We start from the raw sequence: 17024 nt of genomic DNA, 5'->3' as shown, positions 1-17024 counted from the left end.
AAGTCCTTTACCGAAAATCGGGGCGGTCTCTACGAAGCATCGCTTCAGTCTCCACGACCAGCGGATGCGGAACGCTTGACTCTATATCCCGGATCATTGACCAGGGCTTATCGATCAGCAGGTGGCCGGTTTCGAACTCCGGCAGGCCGTCCCGCCGGCGAATCGCTTGCACGGCAAGTAGTTCGGCCGGATAAATTCGATCAAACGTGTAGTCAAATTCGTACTCTGTTCGATCGGTACTGTCCCCGCTTCTGAGGATGTGGAACTCAGCGGCTACGCTCATTACCTTACGAAAGTTGGCAGCGTCTTCGGTTCGCCAGTGTTGGAGAAGCTCAGCGTATTCAGGCACGATCGGGTTCATCGACTCAAACGAAGTCGGCAAAGAAAATGCCTCGGACAACAGGTGCACTAGAAAAGCATCGTGTGTCCCTCTCTGCCATTTCGTCTTCTTAGAAGGACTGACTTTTAGCTCCTTTTCGGCAACGGATATCAGCAGCTTGGCCAGAATTTCAGCCGTAGACCACTGAGATAGAAGCGCGGGGCCTACCGCCTTCATGCTGGCGGAAAAAGCAAAAACCGGTTGATGTGCGTGCGGAAGCGAGAGGCTCGCCAGCTTGCGAAAGTCGAGCGCTCGGAAGTTTATGGCGTTATTAAAGGCGGCGGACCAAACGCTAGGGTCAACCACCGAAGCCCTCGCGCAAGACTGCGCCGCATAAGCGTGTGCGATAACAAGCAGTGTCGAAATGGCGGGAATAAAAGGGCGAGTCGTATCAAGTTCGTGCCGCAGCGTGGCGAGACCCTCCCCCAATCGATCCTTAGTGACCATGTAGTTCTGACACCAAAGATCAGCATCGTTGAATGCCTTCTTGAGTGATGGATGCCAGCCGAGCGGCACCGGAAGCTTGCCGTTTCTTGTTGCCATTAGATCGTCATCCTGGGGCCGCCTTGGCCCGGGCTGTCGGGCCCGAGCTGCTGGGCCTGCTGTTGAGCCAAAGCCTGTTGTTGATTCAGCTGCTCCACCTGCGCCAAGTTCTTTTCTGCCGGCTCCTGCGCGGCCTGCGCAGCGTTAACCCTTACTTCGAAATGGGGGCCGCGATCACCATGTGGAGAGTAAACCGAAAAAACGGTCGTCTCTCCGGTAGCTGGTGAAGTCGCAATTGCCACGCGATCAACGCTCTTCGTGAGGGTGTCTGAGGCGTACTCGCGCAACAGCGCAGCGGACATATTGTCGGTCTCGCGCTTATCCCATCGTCCATCCGCCGCGATCGCTTCGTGATATTTCTGGAACTCTTGAGAATTGCGTAGGTAGTCGAAATCCGGCCCCAGTTCTGCCTGCTTGGCATCCTTCTTCACCCACGGATCGGTCTGGTGACTATCGATACGAAGCTTGTGCGAACCAGGTTCGTTGCTGAGATTTATTCGAACCCAGGATGCCTGCGCTTTGAACTCTCCGGTCGCTTGGTCGAAAACCTCCTTCTGGATGGCCGTCGCGAGTTGCGGCAATCCTTCGATGGTCCGATGCGGCGCCCATTGCCCGTCAGCAATGATGGCTTTTTCAAGTCTTTCGCCAATGAACTTCCCGGGGTCATCGATGTTTTGAGCGACGGCCTTGCCCTTGGCCGAGGTCTTCACCTCGAAAAATTCAAGGCTTTGACTTTCGGGATTACGACCGACGACATCGATGCCCTGGCCAGACTTATTCTTGATCGAAACAATCTCGGTGTAGCCCTGTTCGACCATCTTGTAGGTCTGAATGGCCTCGCCGATGTCGCCTAGGTGTTTCTGCTTGAGGGTGCTGAGGTCTACGCCCTTCAGGCTGTAGTTCATGGCCTCTTGAAAGTGGGCCTCGTTTTTGAAGATGGTTGCGTCGAGCTTTGCGACCTCGCCCAGTTCCTTCGGGCTGAGTTGACCACTTCGCAGCAGACCATCCATGTTGTCCGTCATCTGCGCGGCTTTGACGAACGATTCAAGGTCGCCGTTCCGGCGGGCCATGCCGGTCAAACCTTCTGCGATATCTTCGGCAGCGGCTGCTTCACTACCGCCGCGCTTCAGCCCTTTGGATATCTGCTGTAACGGCTCTGCGATTTTCTGAAGGGCCTCGGCCGTTTCAGCGGCTCGCGCGGTGTCGCCCGCCAGTTCGCGCCCCCCGCGCGCCAACTCGCCGGCCTTACCCAGGACCTGCATGTCCGGGCCGTTGACGCGCACGACCTCACCGAGCCGGGACAGTTCGACCGCGTGTTCGGCGGGCAACAGCGTATCGACGGCTTTGGCGGCCTTGCCGAATTTGCCCAGCGCACCGCCCGGCACGACATTAGCCAAGATTTCCACGCCGACCACGCCGGCGGCACCACCCAGATACTCGGCCTGGGTGCCTCTGGCCTCCGCTTCCCGAAAGCCTTTGTCCCACTTCTCCATCGCGTCCGTGGCCGCTGCTTGCGCGTCCGTCAACGGCTTCTTCGGATCGTCCATGACCTCGGCGGCATACATGCGCGCCATGCCGACGATAACCTTTCGGTAATCCGGGTCTTTCGACAGACGGTCGGCCATCTGCGCCAAGTCAACGAAGTCGCCGACCGTGCGGGCCGCATGGCTCAGCGCGCCGCGCGCCATACCCGTCTGGTACTGATGAAATCCGAGCATGACGGACGCCGCGCCGGCCGCCGCGCGCTCGCCACTGCTGGCGTCGGGGTCGGAGGCGATGCCGCGCAGATGCTGCTGCCCCTCTCCGCGAAGGTTTTCGAGCGCTTGGTCCGCCGCCTTGAACCGCTTGGCCGCTTCGTCACGAAGCACCGTTGCAGCCTCGGCCAGCCGTTCGCCCTGGCGCTCCAAATAGCTGTCGGTGATGTTGGCCGCGTCGAGTGCGCCGGCGAACCGCTGTTTCTCCGCCGGAGTTTCCAGGCGGCTATCAATCGCGCCCAAGAAGGCGTCGCGGTCGAACTGCCGGAAGCCGGGCGAGCGTTGCAGGTCGTTGACCAGGCCGGCGGCGTCGACGCCGCCGACGCGGCGGTTGTGAAGGATCAGGCGCTCGGCTTCGTACGCGAGCTGGTCGACGCGGCCTTGTTCATCGGTGGCCGCCAGCAGTGCGGCCAAATCGCGGGTATCGACCCGTCCTGGGGTTGTCGCCATTGGAATGTCCCTATTCGGTAAGCCTCGGGCTGAGGATATCAGGGGGCTCGTTTTCTTGGCGTGGCGGGGTGCTCGACTTAGAAATGTGACTTATCGCCGCATTTTCTGAGCCCGCCGCGCTACGTGGGTGCCCGGCGCAATCTCTAAATCAGTTTAGGGGAAAGGCGGAAGCCGGCCCGGGAACATAGCGGCCATGAGCAAGCTGCTACAGATCATGACCCCCGGCCTGAAGACCGACATGCACGGGCAGGCCGCCCAATTCACCGCCGACGACCTGCGCCGGTCGGCCGAGGCCTATGACCCGAAGAAGTATCGGGCCCCCTTGGTGATCGGCCACCCCAAGCACGACGATCTGGCCTACGGCCACATCGCCGGCCTGTCGTTCATCGACGGGGCGCTGGAAGGGTTGCCCGCCCAGGTGGACCCGCAGTTCGCGGACGCCGTCGAGGCCGGCCGCCTGCTTTCGCTCAGCGGCAGCTTCTATCACCCGGATTCGCCCAGCAATCCGGTGCCGGGCACGTACTACCTGCGCCACGTCGGCTTTCTCGGCGCGGCCGCGCCGGGCAACAAGGGCATGCGAGCCCCCGACCTCAGCGCATTCGCGCAGGGCCGCGTGGAGTTTGCCGACGACGAATCGGGCGTTCTGCACTTCGGCGATTACGCCCACGGCTACAGCGCCGATCTGTTCCGTCGCTTGCGCGATTGGATGCTGACCAAATTCGGCGCCGAGGAAGCCGACGCGACCGCGCCGAACTGGCTGATCGAGTCTCTGCGCGAAGCCGCCCAATCCCAAACCGGCGACGTCGCGTTCTGCGATCCGCCCACCATCACACCAACGGAGACCACCGTGACCCCAGCAGAAAAGGCCGCGATCGAGGCCGAGAACACGCGGTTGAAATCCCGCGTCGCCGAACTCGAACGCGGCACCGCCGCCACCGCGAAGCAGACCCAACACGCCCAACACCTCAACTACGCCGACGGGCTGATCACCGGCGGCCGGTTGGCGCCCAAGCACAAGGACACCGTCATCGCGCTGTTGGACCACGCGACCGGCGGCGAGCAGCCGCTGGAGTTCGGCGAAGGCGAGGCCAAGCAACCGCTGGCCGACGCGCTCAAGGCGTTGCTGTCCGATCTGCCGCAAAGCCTGAGCTTCGGCGAGACCGCGACGGCGGCCGCCGCCGTCAAAGACGCCGCCCTCAATCCCCTGGTCGCCGACGCACAGCGTCGTAGCGAACACCGCACGCGCTGACTGGAGCCAACATGACCGCGTTCACGCAACCCAAAAACCTGTCCGATCTGCTGCTGACCGAGGTCGCAGTCGGCTGGACCAAGCAAATCGGCCGATTCGCCTCCGGCGCGGAAGTGCCACTCGGCGCAGTCCTCGCGCTGGTCGATGGCGTGTTTCAGCCGCTCGATCCGGGATCGGCCAACGCGGCCGCCAAAAAGGCGTATGGCGTTCTGGCCGAGACACTCCGCGCCAGCGAATCCACCCGGAAAGGCACCGTCGTGGCGCGCGGCGCGACCGTCAACGAGGCGGCGCTGGTCTGGCCGGGCGCGATCACTGCGCCGCAGAAGGCGGCCGCCACCGCCGAACTCGAAGCGCGCGGCATCGTCGCGCGTGCTGTCCTCTAAGGAACCGAATCCATGACCCTGCAAGACCTGTTCACCACGGCGTCGTTGACCGACGCCATCAACCGCCTGCCGCCGGTACCGACGAAGGTGGGCGCGAGCGGCCTATTCGAAGACAAGGGCATCAAGGACACCACGGTCGTCATCGATGAGCGCGATGGCCGGCTGGTGCTGGTGCCGAACATCTCGCGCAACGCCGATCCCGAACCCGCCGGCAAGAACAGCCGCACGCGCCGCACCTTCCAGACTCTGCATCTGCCGCTGTCGGGCAACGTACAGCCGGTGGACTTGCAGAGCATCGCCTCGTTCGGCTCCGAGAATCCGGTCGAAGCCCAGGCCGCCGTGATCAACGACGAACTCGAACGGCTGAAGAACAGCATCGACGCCACCCGCGAGTTCCAGCGCGTGGGCGCATTGCGCGGCAAGATTCTGGATGCGGACGGTTCGACGGTCCTCGATCTGTTCGATGAGTTCGGCGTGGCCAAGAAGTCGATCACCGTCGCGCTCGCCAACGAAGCAACCGACGTGCGCAAGGCGTGCCTGGACGCCAAGCGCTATTCGGAGAAAAAAGTCGGCGCGACGCTGGTGACCGGGTTCCGCGCGTATTGCGGCCCGGCGTGGTTCGATGCGTTGACCTCGCACAAGAACGTCAAGGCGGCCTTCGAGGGTTGGCAGGCGGCGCAGGATCGCCTCGGCGGCGATCAGCGTTCCGGCTTCACCTTTGGCGGTATCGAATTCATCGAATACGACGTCACCGTGGGCAACCAGCGCTTCATCCCCGAAGACGTGGCGCAGTTGTTCCCGGTCGCGCGCGGGCTCTACAAGATGTACAACGCGCCGGCCAACTACAACGAAGCCGTCAACACTCTGGGCAAGGCGTTCTATGCCAAGGCCGAGGAACGTCGGCTGGGCAAGGGCTGGGAATTGGAAGCCCAGGCCAATCCGCTCGCGCTGTGCCTCGCGCCGGGCGCACTGATCGAGCTCAAGGTGGGCTGAGCCCAGATGCGCTATTGCACCGTCGCCGATCTGCAGCGGGCCATTCCGCCGCGCACGCTGATCGAGTTGTCCAACGACGACCCGGTCGCGGAAGCACCCGATCTGAGCGTCGTGGAGAGCAAAATCGACGCGGCGGAGGAATTGGTCGACGCCTACCTACGTGGTCGCTATGTGTTGCCGCTGGCGCCGGTGCCTACCGTCATCAAGGACGTGGTGATCCATCTGGCGCGGCACGATCTGTACGCGCGCCGCCCGGAAGGTAATGACTTGCCCGACGCGGTGGTGCGCACCTACAAGGGCGGGATGGACCTGCTCAAGGACATTCGCGACGGCAAGGTCACGATTGGGCACCCGGACACGCAAGCCGCCGCGCCGGAGCCGGGGCAAACGAAGGTGCGCGCACGCCGGCAAACCTTTCCCGCATCAGTGCTGGATCGGTACTGATGGCCAGCACCCGGGACATCCTGGACGCCTACCTTCAACGGTTGCGCAGCGGCTTGCCCGGCTATGCCGCTGAGTTGTTCCCGGAATCAGTCAGCGCGTACCGGCTGAACCATCCGGCCGGTGCGTTCCTGGTGGCCTACGCCGGCAGTCAGTTCCATCCAACGAACGACACCGAGTTCGTAGCTCAGCCGCGCGATCTGCGCGTCACTGTTTCCCTGGTGTTCCGCCAATTGAACGGCCGCGACGGCGCGATCGATGCACTCGACCAGGCGCGCAGGTGCCTGATCGGCTACCGCCCGCCGGACTGCCGGAAAACCCGCGCGATCGGAGAAAAGTTCGCCGGTCAGATCGAGGGCAATTGGAGCTACGCCCTCGATCTGGCCACCCACACCCTGTCGGTCGAAGACGCCACCCCGGAGTCCGGGCCACGACTGATTCGCCCTTACTACGAGGAAACCCGATGAAATACCGCTACAGCGGCCCGACCAGCGGCGTGACGCTGATAATCGATGGCCAACCGCGCGAGGTCATGCTGTTCGATCAGCGCGACGTCGAACTGCCGGAGACCCACGAATACACGCTGGCATTGATTGCGCAGCAGCGCTTGACGCCGGCGCCCAAGGCTCCGATCGCCAAGACCGAACCGAAGAAGGACACGCCCTGATGGCCGCAAACTTTCTGCACGGCGTCGAGACCATCGAGATTGAGCGCGGCCCGCGCCCAGTCCGCCAGATCAAGAGCGCTGTCATCGGCTTGGTCGGCACCGCTCCCGCCGGCCCCGTGGGTGCACTGACGTTGACGCTCAACGAGCGCGATGCGGCGCAGTTCGGCGCGCAATGGCCGGGCTTCACCATCCCGCAAGCGCTGGACGCGGTCTATGACCATGGCGTCGGTACGGTGCTGGTGGTGAACGTCCTCGATCCGACGATTCACAAGTCCAGCATCGTGGCCGAGGCCAAACGCTTCGATGCCCGTGACCGCCTGTCCACCGCGCATCCCGCGCTGATCACCGTGGCGGTCAAGAGCAAGAACGGTCAGACCACGTATGCCGCTGGCGTGGACTATACGGTCGATCGCGCCTCGGGTGCGATTACCCGCATCAAGAACGGCACCATCGCGGCTGGCGCGGACGTGGCGATCGACTACGAGTTCGCCGATCCGGCCCGGGTGACGGCGGCCGACATCATCGGCGCGGTCAACGCCGCCGGCCTGCGCACCGGTTTGCTGGCGCTGAAAGATGCCTATCAGACCTTCGGTTTCAGCCCCAAGATTCTGATCGCACCGGCCTACGGCACCCAGGCCAGCGTCGCGACCGAACTGGACGGACTGGCGCGGCAGTTGGAAGCGGTCGCGTATGTGGACGCGCCGATCGGTACGACCTTCGAGCAGGCGATCGCCGGGCGCGGCCCCAACGGCACCATCAACTTCAACACGGCGAGCGATCGACTGCGCCTGTGCTATCCGCATGTGAAGGTCTATGACCCGGCGACCAACACCGAACGCCTGGAGCCGATGTCCCAGCGTGCTGCCGGACTGCGTGCCTGGGTAGACCAGGAGTTCGGCTTCTGGCGGTCCAGTTCCAATCAGCCGCTGGCGGGAGTCATAGGGCTCGAACGGCCGTTGTCTGCGTTGCTCTCCGATCCGCAGTCGGAGGTCAATCTGTTGAACGAGGTCGGCATCACGACTGTCTTCAACAGCTTCGGCACCGGCTTCTTGCTGTGGGGCAACCGCACCGCCGCATTCCCGACCGTCACCCACCTGCGCAATTTCGAGAACGTGCGCCGCACCGGCGACCTGATCAACGAGTCGTTGCGATTGGCGGCGCAGCAGTTCATCGACATGCCGATCACCCAGGCACTGATCGATAGCTTGACCGAATCCGCGAACGGCTACGGCCGCAAGCTGATCGGCGACGGTGCGCTGTTGGGCTTCCAGTGCTGGTTCGATCCGGCGCGTAACCCGGACACCGAACTGGCGGCCGGCCATCTGTTGCTGAGCTACCGCTATACCCCGCCGCCGCCGATGGAACGTCTCACCTACGAGACCGAGATCACCGGCGAGTTCCTCGCTAACTTCAAGGGCAGCTGACCATGCCGGGCAAGATTCAAATCAACCGCATCACCAACGCCAATCTGTACGTCAATGGCAATTCGCTGCTGGGACGCGCGGAAGAGGTCAAGCTGCCGGACATCTCGGCGCTCATGCAGGAGCACAAGGGCCTGGGCATGATCGGCAAGGTGGAACTACCGTCCGGCTTCGACAAACTCGAAGGCGAGGTCAAATGGAACTCGTTCTACGAGGACGTCGGCCGCACCGTGGCGAACCCGTTTAAGGCCGCCCAGCTGCAAATTCGCTCCAACGTCGAGAGCTATAACTCTCAAGGGCGGCTTGAACAATCCGCGCTCGTTACTTTCCTAACGGTGATGTTCAAGAAGCTGCCGTTGGGCACGTTCAAGCAACATGAGAACGCGGAATTCAGTAGCGCGTTCACGGCTACCTATGTCAAGCAAGTCATCAACGGCCGAGAAGTGCTGGAACTGGACTATTTCGCCAATATCTTCCGCGTCGCCGGCGTCGACCAACTCGCCGAATACCGAGCCAACATCGGCGGCTGATCGCGCCAAACACTCCGAACCACAACGGCCCGCATTGCGGGCCGTTTTCGTTGGCGCGCCCGCAGAGTTCTAAAGCGGTTTAGCGGACTTGCTGGCCGGCCGGCGAGACAGTAGCCGCCTATTCCCGCTGAGGTTCCGCCATGACGTCCAACGACACCACGCCGCCCACCACCGCGCCGGCAGAGCCGACCACGGCCCCCGCCGCGCTGACGCTGCGGTTTCCGTTCCGAACCGCCGCCGGCGCCCCGGTGTCGGTACTGACCCCGCGCCGACTCAAGGTCCGGGACATGAAGCAAGCCCAGCGCGACGCCAAGACCGCCAGCGAGGTCGAACTGGCAGCCATCGCCTTGGCCTGCGGGCTGACGCCGGAAGACCTGGACGACATGGATATGGCCGACTACGAGGATTTGCAGGACCGATTTCGGCAGATGCGCGTGCCCTCCGCCGGCTGAACTATTCGACGGCGCCGAGTTGTTGGTCCTGGTTTACCGCTTTCAGCCGAGTGAGATCGACGCGCTGGAACTTCAGGACTTCAAGGAGTGGTGCGAACGCGCCATCCGGGAAATAGAACGCAGGGCGAAGGCCCAGGGGAGTTAGAAACCAATGGCGACACGCGAACTGGCGATCGGCGTCATCATCGGGGCGACCGTGAACGGCGCGTTCCGCTCGGCCTTCGCCGGCGCGAAGACGGTCGTCGGCAGTTTGGGACGCGAGGTCGAAGCCCTGACCCGCAAGCAGAACGATCTGGGCGCGTCGATGCAGCGCGGCATGCGGTTCCTGTCTGACGGATCGCTGGCAACCCTGAATCGCGAATACGCGCGGATTGGCCGCACCATCGATGAAGTTCGTGCGAAGCAAGAACGGCTGGCCGCGTCGATCGCACGCGGTCAGCAATTGGGCGAACAACGGCGGGAGTTAGGCGCGAGTTGGGTCGGCCTGGGCGCACAGTCGGTCGCTTTTGCCGCACCGGTCTGGAAATCTCTTGGCATCTCTGGCGCATTCCAAGAGCAACTGCGGGACATTCGAATCACCGGGCAGATGACGGCCGCTGAGGAGCAACACGTCGGCGGCCTGATCCGTCAGTCCGCACGTCGTTGGATTCAGACGCAGGAAGAAGTAGCCCGGGGAACTGGCGTCCTTGTTGCGAACAATATCCAGAACGTCAAAGACTTGGAGTTCTACATTCCGCTGCTTGGCAAGGCCGCCACGGCAACTAGCGCCGGCATGGATGACCTGGGCCGGGTCATCGTCGCTTCAAAGAACAGCCTCAAAATTGAGGCTAAAGACATGGAAGCAACGCTCAATATTCTTGCGTTTGCGGGCAAGGCGGGATCGTTTGAAATCCGCGACATGGCGAATTGGCTGCCAAAGCTTGCGCCGGCCATTGCTAACGTCGGCATGACCGGCAAAAAAGCTGTGGCCGAACTCGGGGCTTCACTCCAGGTCGCGATGATGGGCGCTGGCAGCGCCGATGAGGCAGCCAACAACTTCATGAACTTCCTCAACAAGATTTTCTCGCCCGACGCGTTGAAGGATTTCGACAAGGCCGGCATCGATCTCAAAGGTCAGGTCAACAAGCTGGTAGCGACCGGAATGTCGCCTATCCAGGCGATGCTCGAGATCATCGACAAATATCTAAAGGCAAAGGGCCCCGGCGCGACAGCAGGTCTGCGCAAGGCGATGTCCATTGAGGATGCAGCGCAGCGCGAGCAGGCGCTTCAAAGCATCGGGCAGTCCTTCAAACTCGGATCGCTCTTTCAGGACATGCAGGTACTCGCATTCCTGCGTCCGGCATTGGCGAATCGAAGCCGCATCGGCGATATCCAGCGAGGGGCGTTAGGAGCCGCGGATTCGGACATGCTAGGCAAGGACTGGAAGAGCCGAGCAGAGCTGTCCAAGCAAGAATGGAAGCGCTTCAAAATCGGTATGGCGGATATCGGAATTACCATCGGTAACGCACTACTTCCGGCATTCAACGACTTGGTCCGATCGGTGCAGCCGGCGATCGCGAAATTTGGCGAATGGGCCGAGAAGAACCCTGGACTGGTGCGCGGCTTGGTCACGCTCGGCGGCGGCCTGCTGGCAGCGAAGGGTGCGGTGCTGGCGCTACGGACCGTGTGGACCTTCGGTATTTTGTCGCCGCTCAATGCGGCCAATACGTTATTCACCTCGATCAGCGGCAAGATCACGTTGTTTCGGCTGGCCCTGGCCAGCAGCGGCAGCGGTACGACGGCGTTCTTCCGCGTGTTGGGCTTTGGCGAGGGCGCGGCGGCGCGTTTGGGCGCCAGCATCGGCCGTATTGGCGCATTCCTGCGCGGCCCGCTGCTGGCCGGGCTGCGCCAAGCCATTCCGTGGATCGGTCGCCTGTTCCTCGGCAGCAATCCGGTCGGCTGGATCATCGGCGCGGTCATCACGGTAGCGGCGGTGGTCTACAAGTACTGGCAGCCGATCAAGGCTTTCATGATCGGTGTTTGGCAGGGCGCCAGCACGGCGCTGCGTCCGGTGTTCGCCGAGTTCGCGGCCACGGGTCGGGTGTTGGCGGACGCCGCCGCGCCGCTCAAACCCTTGTGGACTGCGATTGGCGGCGCGCTGGCGGCGGCATGGCGCTGGGTTTCTGAGCTGTTTACGCCGGTGAAGTCGAGCGCGGCCGAACTGCGCGGGGCGACGCAGGCTGGCCAGCGGTTCGGGCAGGTGCTGGGCGCGGCGATCGGCTACGTCCTCGCTCCCATTCGCCTGTTTGTTCGCGGCATCGGCTGGGTGGTCGAGGCAACCGGCGGGATGCGCAGCGCCGCCGTTGCGATGGTCGGCGAAGTGCAGCAGGCGTTTGCCGGCGGCCTTGGCGGCGTGGCCCGATTATTCTTGCGGTGGTCGCCGCTGGGCCTGTTTGCTCGCGCCTTCCAACCGGTGCTGGGCTGGTTGGGCGCGCTGTGGCAGCGGTTCGCCGAGTTCGGGCGTCGGTTGGTGGACGGTTTGGTGAGCGGTATTACGCAAAAGGCCGGCGCCTTGAAGGACAGCATCACGCGGCTCGGCAACAGCGTGACCGGATGGTTCACTCAGCGGCTTGGCATTCGCTCGCCCTCCCGTGTGTTCATGGGGTACGGCGCCAACATCGCCGAGGGCGCCGCGCTCGGCATTCGCGAGCGTAGCGCCCAGGCCGCCAGCGCCGCCGATGCGCTGGCGAAGCGCGTCGCGGCTGCGGCCGCCAAGGCGCGGGCGATGGCGGCCCCGGCATCAGCGGCTGGCGGCTGGCAATTGACCTACAGCCCGCAAATCCATGTCCCGGCCGGTACGCCCGCGCAGATGCGCGGCGATCTGGACGGTGCGTTGCGAATGTCGTTCGAGCAGTTCGAGCGCTGGTTCCAGCGTGTCGAACGCGATCGCACGCGGCGGGGATTCTGATGTACGCGGTCCTCGGTGATATCGCCTTTGAAGCGCCGGCCACCGTGCAGGCATTGGATACCCAGGCCGGAGCGGAGTTTGCTGAGCACGCGCTGATCGGCGGCAAGCCGCGCCTGCAGCACACCGGTGCCCGCCTGGACGAACAGGCGCTGCGTATGGCCTTCCACGCGCATTTCTGCGACCCGGCCGCCGAGCTGGTGAAGCTGCGCGCGGCACTGACCGCGCATGAGGCGTTGGCGCTGGTGCTCGGAAGCGGCGAGTTCATGGGCTGGTACGTGCTGACCGACCTACGGATAACGCGGCAACACGCCCTGGGCGATGGAACGCTTGTGTCGGCCGACGCGGAGGCGACCTTGCGGGAGTTCACCGGCGATCCCGCGCGGCCGCTTCAACCCCCAGCGGTGCGCCCGTCGCTGCCGCCGACGACGGCAGTGCAGGCGGCCACCGCTCCGCTGGTGCAGGGCGCTACCGGCGTTACCGCTGTTCGACAGGCGATGACCTCGGCGGTCTCGCTGGCCACGCAGGCCCGTTCGGCGCTGCGAGTGGCCGGCGATGCCGCGCGCTTCGCCAGTTCGCTTCGTTCGAACCCGCTCGCCGCACTCGGTCAGCTACCGGGCTTGTCCCGGGCGCTGCAGCAAGCGGAGCCGGCTTTGGCCGGTGGGGCCAATGCGTTTGGTCGGTTGACCGACGCCACCACCGACGCCGCGCCGGTTTTGTCGGCCCTCCAGGTCGCGCAGGCGGCGGTCCAAAACGCGCGGTCGGCCCTGGACGGGCGCATCGACGTCGGCAATGTCGCCGGAACGGTGGACGTCGCTGTGGGTCTTTTGGGTTCGGCAAGCGCCGCGATGGACGGCGCGGCGCCGAATCTCAATGCGATCGCGGCCCGCCTCATTGTGCGGGGGCCGTGATGTTTCTGACCCATGTCACCACCGAGGGTGAGCGCTGGGATCAGCTCGCGTATTGGTACTACGGCGATCCGCTTCAGTACGAACGCATCATTGCGGCCAATCCCAATGTCGCCATCACCGCCACCTTGCCGGCCGGTGTGCCGCTCTCGATTCCGGTGGTGACCCAAGCGCCGCTGCAAACGGAGTTGCCGCCGTGGATGCGCTAAGTGGAGCCATGACAGCGGCGGTGCCGACCCCGATGTTCCGTCTGACCTACGGGCAAAAGGACATCACGTCCGACGTGTCGCCGTACTGTCTGCGCGTGGCCTTTATCGACCAGCTCAGCGGCGAGTCCGACGAGCTCGAGGTCGAACTGGAAGACACCGACGGGCGTTGGCTCGGGCCTTGGTATCCCGGCAAGGGCGACCGTCTGACCTTGGAATTGGGCTATGAGGGCGCGCCGCTGTTGCCGTGCGGTGTGTTCGAGATCGATGAGATCGAGGCGCGACAACCGCCGGCGACGCTGCGCATCCGGGCGTTGGGCGCCGGTGTGTCGAAACCGATTCGCACCCGTGCCAGCCGCGCCTTCGAGGGCATGACCCTGGCGCAGATTGCCGAGCGGATCGCCCGTAAGAACGGTTTGACCGTGGTCGGCGACATTCGGCCTGTGCAGATCGATCGCGTCACTCAATACCACGAGCGGGATCTACAGTTTCTCGATCGGTTGGCGCGTGAGTTCGGTTACGCCTTCAAGGTCAAAGGGGACCGGTTGGTCTTTACCGCCCTGGCCGCGTTGCAGGGGCCGAAGGTCGCGCGGACACTGGCGCCGGCCGATCTGATCGACGTGTCGATCCGCGACAAGATTCAAGGCGTGTACGTCGCCGCGCGCAATCGTTACCACGACCCAAAACGCCGGCGTCTGGTCAGCGATACCGCCGCAAACCAGGGCGGCACCAGCGCCGACACGCTGGAACTCTCCCGCCGCTCGGTCAACCGCGACACCGCGAAGGCCCGCTCGGAGGCCGCCCTATTGGATTCGAACGCCGACCGCACGACGGCGACGGCGACGTTGCCCGGCGATCCGGTGCTGGTGGCCGGTAGCGGCGTGGCGTTGACCGGTCTCGGCAAGCTGTCGGGCGTCTACCTCATCACGACCGCGCGCCACACGATCGAACGCAGCGCGGGCTACACCTGCGCGCTGGACTTGCGCCGGGTCAAGGATTCCGTATGAGGCTCGATGAGACTTTGCGCGAAGGGCTGGCGACCCTGCGTTACGGCATCGTGACCCAGGCGGACGCAGGCGCAGTACGCGTGCGCGTGCGGTTGCCGGAGTACGACGACCTGGAAACGGCATGGCTGCCAATGCTGGCGACGAAGTCGTTGCGCGATAAGCACTACGCGTTGCCCGACCCCGGCGAACACGTCGCGGTGCTGCTCGATCTGCGCGGCGAGGATGGACTGTGCTTGGGCGCGATCTACTCCGACGCCGATACGCCGCCAGTGCAAAGCGCGGACAAACATCACATCCGCTTTGATGATGGCAGCACCGTCGAATACGACCGCGCCGAACACCGGCTGACGATTCGCGCCGTCGGTGACGTGTGGGTGGAATCGGCTACGCGGGCCACGCTCAAAGCGCCCCGCGTCGTCATCGACAGTCCCGATAGCCAGTTCACCGGGGATGTTGCCGTGACCGGCAAATTGCACTGCGCCAGCGATATCACCAGCGACGGTAAAGTCATGGACGCTGGCGGCAACTCCAACCATCACACGCACTGACGTGACGCGGTTTCCCTAAACCGCTTTCGTGGGATAGGCGCGGTCGGGTGGGCACGCTACGCCTATGCCGCTCGTGCCCACCACCTCCGTTCATTGGCAGCCGGCCCTACGCGGGGTCGGCTTGGCCGAGGGCATCGCCGACGTCGATCAGGCGATCCGTATCCTGCTCGGCACGCCACGCGGTAGCGATCCCCATCGGCCGGAATTCGGCTCCGATCTGCACCGCTACCTGGACTGGCCGGTGCAACGCGCGCTGCCGCACCTGATCCGCGAAACGGTCACCGCGATTCGGCGATGGGAGCCGCGCTGCCAGTTGCTGCGCGTGACCCATGCGGCCGAAGGCGCCCGCGTCGTCCTGACCGTGGTGTGGAAAGCGGTGGACGGGCTCGAACAACGCACCGAGTTCCGTCCGTGAGCGCGGCCGAGCCGAACTTCATCCAGCGTGACCCGGCGGTCATCACCGCCGAGTTGGTCGCGGACTACGAGCGCATTACCGGCAAGACGCTTTATCCGGCGCAGATCGAACGCATTTGGGTCGATCTGCTCGCCTATCGCGAAACGCTGGTGCGCGTCGGCATCCAAGAGGCGGCCAAGCAAAATCTGGTGGCGTTTGCGCGCGCGCCGATTCTGGACTACCTCGGGGAACTCGTGGGCGTGGTTCGCTTGCCGGCTCAGGCCGCGCGCACCGTGCTTCGGTTCACGTTCGCCGCGCCGCTAACCGCGCCGCGTCTGGTGCCGGCCGGCGTGCGGGTGGAATCCGACGGCGGCGACGTCACCTTCGCGACCGACACCGACGTTACCGCGCCCGTCGGCGCAGCGTTCGTGGATTGCGGCGCGACGTGTCTGCAAGCCGGCGCGGCAGGCAACGGTTGGGGCGCGGGCAAACTCAACGAGTGGTTGGATGCGCCCCTGAGCGGCGTGGCATCCGTTGCCAACCTGAGCGCCAGCAACGGCGGCGTTGATGAGGAATCCGACGACCGCCTGCGCGAACGCATCAAATTGGGTCCGGAATCCTTCAGCAATGCCGGCAGCCGCTTGGCTTACCGCTTCCATGCCCTCAAGGCGAGCCAAGCGATCGTTGATGTCGCGGTGCTGTCGCCGGTGCCGGGCGAGGTAAAGCTGTATCCGTTGACGGAGACCGGCTTGCCCGACGCCACGCTGCTGAGTCTGGTCGAGGCGATCTGCTCGGCAGACAAGGTGCGGCCGCTGACCGATCACGTACAGGCGCGGGCACCGGTGCCGGTGGACTACACCATCGCGGCCGCATTGACGCTGTACGCCCATACCGACGCCGCGACCGTCCAGGCGCAGGCCCGCGCGGCCGCTGAGCGGTACGCCGCCGATCGCGCGGCAGGACTCGGCCGCGACATCGTGCCCACCCAGGTTATCGCCGCGCTGTCGGTGCCTGGGGTTTACGAGGTGCGGTTGGCCGAACCCGCCGCGCTGCGCGTGCTGTCCGAGAACGAATGGGCGCGTTGCAGCGGCATCGCCTTGACGTTGGCGGGTTCGGTCAATGGCTGATTCGTTGTTGCCGCCGCCGCTGGCACAGGACGAGCGCTCGATCGCCATCGCTCAATTGGCCGCGCGCCTGCAAGGTATCGATCTGACGCCGGTGTTGGTCTACCTGATCGACACCGTCGACGCATCTGCATTGCCGGCGTTGGGCGAGCAGTTCCACGTCATGGGCTACGAAGGCTGGCTGTTTGCCGACACCGATACCGCGCGCCGCCGACTGCTCAAACGCGCGATCGAACTGCACCGATACAAAGGCACCCGCTGGGCGCTTGACCAAGTGCTGGTCACGCTCGGCCTGGACGGTCGAATTCGCGAATGGTTCGAGTACGGCGGCCAGCCGTACCGGTTCCGTGTCGAGGTCGACCTAGTCGGACGCGGCATCGACGAAGCCGCCTACAACGCCTTGCTCGCGTTGATCGATGAATACAAGAACGTTCGCTCGCATCTGGACGCGCTGCGTCTGTTTCTCACCAACCGATCGCCGATCCCGACCCTGGCCAGTGCCACGTTCGGCGGCGAGGTCACCACCGTTCTGCCGTATGAACTGACCGTGCTTGAGCAGCGCCAGCCGTTGTGGCTTGGCGCCGCTCAGTGGGCTGTGGAAACGGCGACCGTCTATCCGTTTCAGGAGTAA

19 protein-coding genes are annotated in these 17024 nt (G+C 64.1%); 17 read left to right on the top strand and 2 right to left on the bottom strand.

The annotated features are described in order from the left end of the window. Positions 1–7: 7 nt before the first annotated feature. Both ACTOWK_RS07650 and ACTOWK_RS07645 read right to left on the bottom strand, forming a co-directional pair. A complete protein-coding gene (locus tag ACTOWK_RS07650; RefSeq protein ID WP_441329591.1) occupies positions 8–922 on the bottom strand; it encodes a hypothetical protein in 915 nt (304 codons plus the stop codon). Further along, positions 922–3090 (bottom strand): XVIPCD domain-containing protein, encoded by a 2169-nt coding sequence (locus ACTOWK_RS07645; protein ID WP_441329590.1) that lies wholly within the window; start codon positions 3088–3090, stop codon positions 922–924. Before ACTOWK_RS07645 ends, ACTOWK_RS07650 begins: the two co-directional genes overlap by 1 nt. 229 nt (positions 3091–3319) lie before the next feature. Here ACTOWK_RS07645 and ACTOWK_RS07640 point away from each other — a divergent pair, with 229 nt between their 5' ends. From ACTOWK_RS07640 to ACTOWK_RS07560, 17 genes are all read left to right on the top strand, one after another. Then, positions 3320–4375 (top strand): hypothetical protein, encoded by a 1056-nt coding sequence (locus tag ACTOWK_RS07640; protein ID WP_441329589.1) that lies wholly within the window; start codon positions 3320–3322, stop codon positions 4373–4375. Positions 4376–4386: 11 nt separating this feature from the next. After that, positions 4387–4758, top strand: coding sequence for a head decoration protein (locus tag ACTOWK_RS07635; RefSeq protein ID WP_441329588.1), 372 nt, complete (start codon positions 4387–4389; stop codon positions 4756–4758). Positions 4759–4770: 12 nt separating this feature from the next. Continuing rightward, positions 4771–5751 carry a major capsid protein gene (locus ACTOWK_RS07630; RefSeq protein ID WP_441329587.1) on the top strand — a complete coding sequence of 327 codons (981 nt, stop codon included), beginning with the start codon at positions 4771–4773 and terminating at the stop codon, positions 5749–5751. A 6-nt stretch (positions 5752–5757) separates the two neighbouring features. Further along, positions 5758–6195: a gp436 family protein gene (locus ACTOWK_RS07625; protein ID WP_441329586.1), complete on the top strand. Its 438-nt coding sequence runs from the start codon at positions 5758–5760 to the stop codon at positions 6193–6195. Then, complete coding sequence (locus ACTOWK_RS07620; protein WP_441329585.1) at positions 6195–6659, top strand: Gp37 family protein; 465 nt, start codon at positions 6195–6197, stop codon at positions 6657–6659. Before ACTOWK_RS07625 ends, ACTOWK_RS07620 begins: the two co-directional genes overlap by 1 nt. Then, positions 6656–6859, top strand: coding sequence for a hypothetical protein (locus tag ACTOWK_RS07615; protein WP_441329584.1), 204 nt, complete (start codon positions 6656–6658; stop codon positions 6857–6859). Before ACTOWK_RS07620 ends, ACTOWK_RS07615 begins: the two co-directional genes overlap by 4 nt. Beyond that, positions 6859–8283 carry a phage tail sheath subtilisin-like domain-containing protein gene (locus ACTOWK_RS07610; RefSeq protein WP_441329583.1) on the top strand — a complete coding sequence of 475 codons (1425 nt, stop codon included), beginning with the start codon at positions 6859–6861 and terminating at the stop codon, positions 8281–8283. The genes ACTOWK_RS07615 and ACTOWK_RS07610 overlap by 1 nt, the downstream gene beginning before the upstream one ends. 2 nt (positions 8284–8285) lie before the next feature. Further along, the gene (locus ACTOWK_RS07605) at positions 8286–8810 is read left to right on the top strand and encodes a phage major tail tube protein (protein ID WP_441329582.1); all 525 of its coding nucleotides are present in this window, start codon (positions 8286–8288) and stop codon (positions 8808–8810) included. Positions 8811–8950: 140 nt separating this feature from the next. Next, positions 8951–9262, top strand: a complete 312-nt coding sequence (locus ACTOWK_RS07600; protein WP_441329581.1) for a phage tail assembly protein — start codon at positions 8951–8953, stop codon at positions 9260–9262. A gap of 151 nt (positions 9263–9413) precedes the next feature. After that, complete coding sequence (locus ACTOWK_RS07595) at positions 9414–12209, top strand: phage tail tape measure protein (protein ID WP_441329580.1); 2796 nt, start codon at positions 9414–9416, stop codon at positions 12207–12209. Then, the gene (locus ACTOWK_RS07590; RefSeq protein WP_441329579.1) at positions 12209–13117 is read left to right on the top strand and encodes a phage tail protein; all 909 of its coding nucleotides are present in this window, start codon (positions 12209–12211) and stop codon (positions 13115–13117) included. Before ACTOWK_RS07595 ends, ACTOWK_RS07590 begins: the two co-directional genes overlap by 1 nt. Continuing rightward, complete coding sequence (locus ACTOWK_RS07585) at positions 13117–13323, top strand: tail protein X (RefSeq protein ID WP_441329578.1); 207 nt, start codon at positions 13117–13119, stop codon at positions 13321–13323. Before ACTOWK_RS07590 ends, ACTOWK_RS07585 begins: the two co-directional genes overlap by 1 nt. 32 nt (positions 13324–13355) lie before the next feature. After that, a complete protein-coding gene (locus ACTOWK_RS07580; protein ID WP_441329577.1) occupies positions 13356–14327 on the top strand; it encodes a phage late control D family protein in 972 nt (323 codons plus the stop codon). Further along, entirely contained in the window at positions 14324–14875 is a 552-nt protein-coding gene (locus ACTOWK_RS07575) for a phage baseplate assembly protein V (protein WP_441329576.1), read from the top strand. Before ACTOWK_RS07580 ends, ACTOWK_RS07575 begins: the two co-directional genes overlap by 4 nt. A gap of 121 nt (positions 14876–14996) precedes the next feature. Next, the gene (locus ACTOWK_RS07570; RefSeq protein WP_441329575.1) at positions 14997–15290 is read left to right on the top strand and encodes a GPW/gp25 family protein; all 294 of its coding nucleotides are present in this window, start codon (positions 14997–14999) and stop codon (positions 15288–15290) included. Next, a complete protein-coding gene (locus tag ACTOWK_RS07565; RefSeq protein ID WP_441329574.1) occupies positions 15287–16396 on the top strand; it encodes a baseplate assembly protein in 1110 nt (369 codons plus the stop codon). The genes ACTOWK_RS07570 and ACTOWK_RS07565 overlap by 4 nt, the downstream gene beginning before the upstream one ends. 7 nt (positions 16397–16403) lie before the next feature. Continuing rightward, a complete protein-coding gene (locus ACTOWK_RS07560) occupies positions 16404–17024 on the top strand; it encodes a phage tail protein I (protein ID WP_441329573.1) in 621 nt (206 codons plus the stop codon).

The sequence above is a fragment of the Lysobacter sp. CA196 genome (assembly GCF_052078695.1).
Taxonomy (GTDB): Bacteria; Pseudomonadota; Gammaproteobacteria; order Xanthomonadales; family Xanthomonadaceae; genus Lysobacter.
This window is presented reverse-complemented; position numbering and strand designations above follow the sequence as displayed.

Bases quoted from the DNA above. Each gene is read 5' to 3' on its own strand.
- ACTOWK_RS07590 (WP_441329579.1), top strand. From the start codon at position 12,209: ATGTACGCGGTCCTCGGTGATATCGCCTTTGAAGCGCCGGCCACCGTG.
- ACTOWK_RS07575 (WP_441329576.1), top strand. From the start codon at position 14,324: ATGAGGCTCGATGAGACTTTGCGCGAAGGGCTGGCGACCCTGCGTTAC.
- ACTOWK_RS07580 (WP_441329577.1), top strand. From the start codon at position 13,356: ATGTTCCGTCTGACCTACGGGCAAAAGGACATCACGTCCGACGTGTCG.
- ACTOWK_RS07630 (WP_441329587.1), top strand. From the start codon at position 4,771: ATGACCCTGCAAGACCTGTTCACCACGGCGTCGTTGACCGACGCCATC.
- ACTOWK_RS07615 (WP_441329584.1), top strand. From the start codon at position 6,656: ATGAAATACCGCTACAGCGGCCCGACCAGCGGCGTGACGCTGATAATC.
- ACTOWK_RS07635 (WP_441329588.1), top strand. From the start codon at position 4,387: ATGACCGCGTTCACGCAACCCAAAAACCTGTCCGATCTGCTGCTGACC.
- ACTOWK_RS07585 (WP_441329578.1), top strand. From the start codon at position 13,117: ATGTTTCTGACCCATGTCACCACCGAGGGTGAGCGCTGGGATCAGCTC.
- ACTOWK_RS07595 (WP_441329580.1), top strand. From the start codon at position 9,414: ATGGCGACACGCGAACTGGCGATCGGCGTCATCATCGGGGCGACCGTG.
- ACTOWK_RS07605 (WP_441329582.1), top strand. From the start codon at position 8,286: ATGCCGGGCAAGATTCAAATCAACCGCATCACCAACGCCAATCTGTAC.
- ACTOWK_RS07625 (WP_441329586.1), top strand. From the start codon at position 5,758: ATGCGCTATTGCACCGTCGCCGATCTGCAGCGGGCCATTCCGCCGCGC.
- ACTOWK_RS07600 (WP_441329581.1), top strand. From the start codon at position 8,951: ATGACGTCCAACGACACCACGCCGCCCACCACCGCGCCGGCAGAGCCG.
- ACTOWK_RS07650 (WP_441329591.1), bottom strand. From the start codon at position 922: ATGGCAACAAGAAACGGCAAGCTTCCGGTGCCGCTCGGCTGGCATCCA.
- ACTOWK_RS07610 (WP_441329583.1), top strand. From the start codon at position 6,859: ATGGCCGCAAACTTTCTGCACGGCGTCGAGACCATCGAGATTGAGCGC.
- ACTOWK_RS07620 (WP_441329585.1), top strand. From the start codon at position 6,195: ATGGCCAGCACCCGGGACATCCTGGACGCCTACCTTCAACGGTTGCGC.
- ACTOWK_RS07640 (WP_441329589.1), top strand. From the start codon at position 3,320: ATGAGCAAGCTGCTACAGATCATGACCCCCGGCCTGAAGACCGACATG.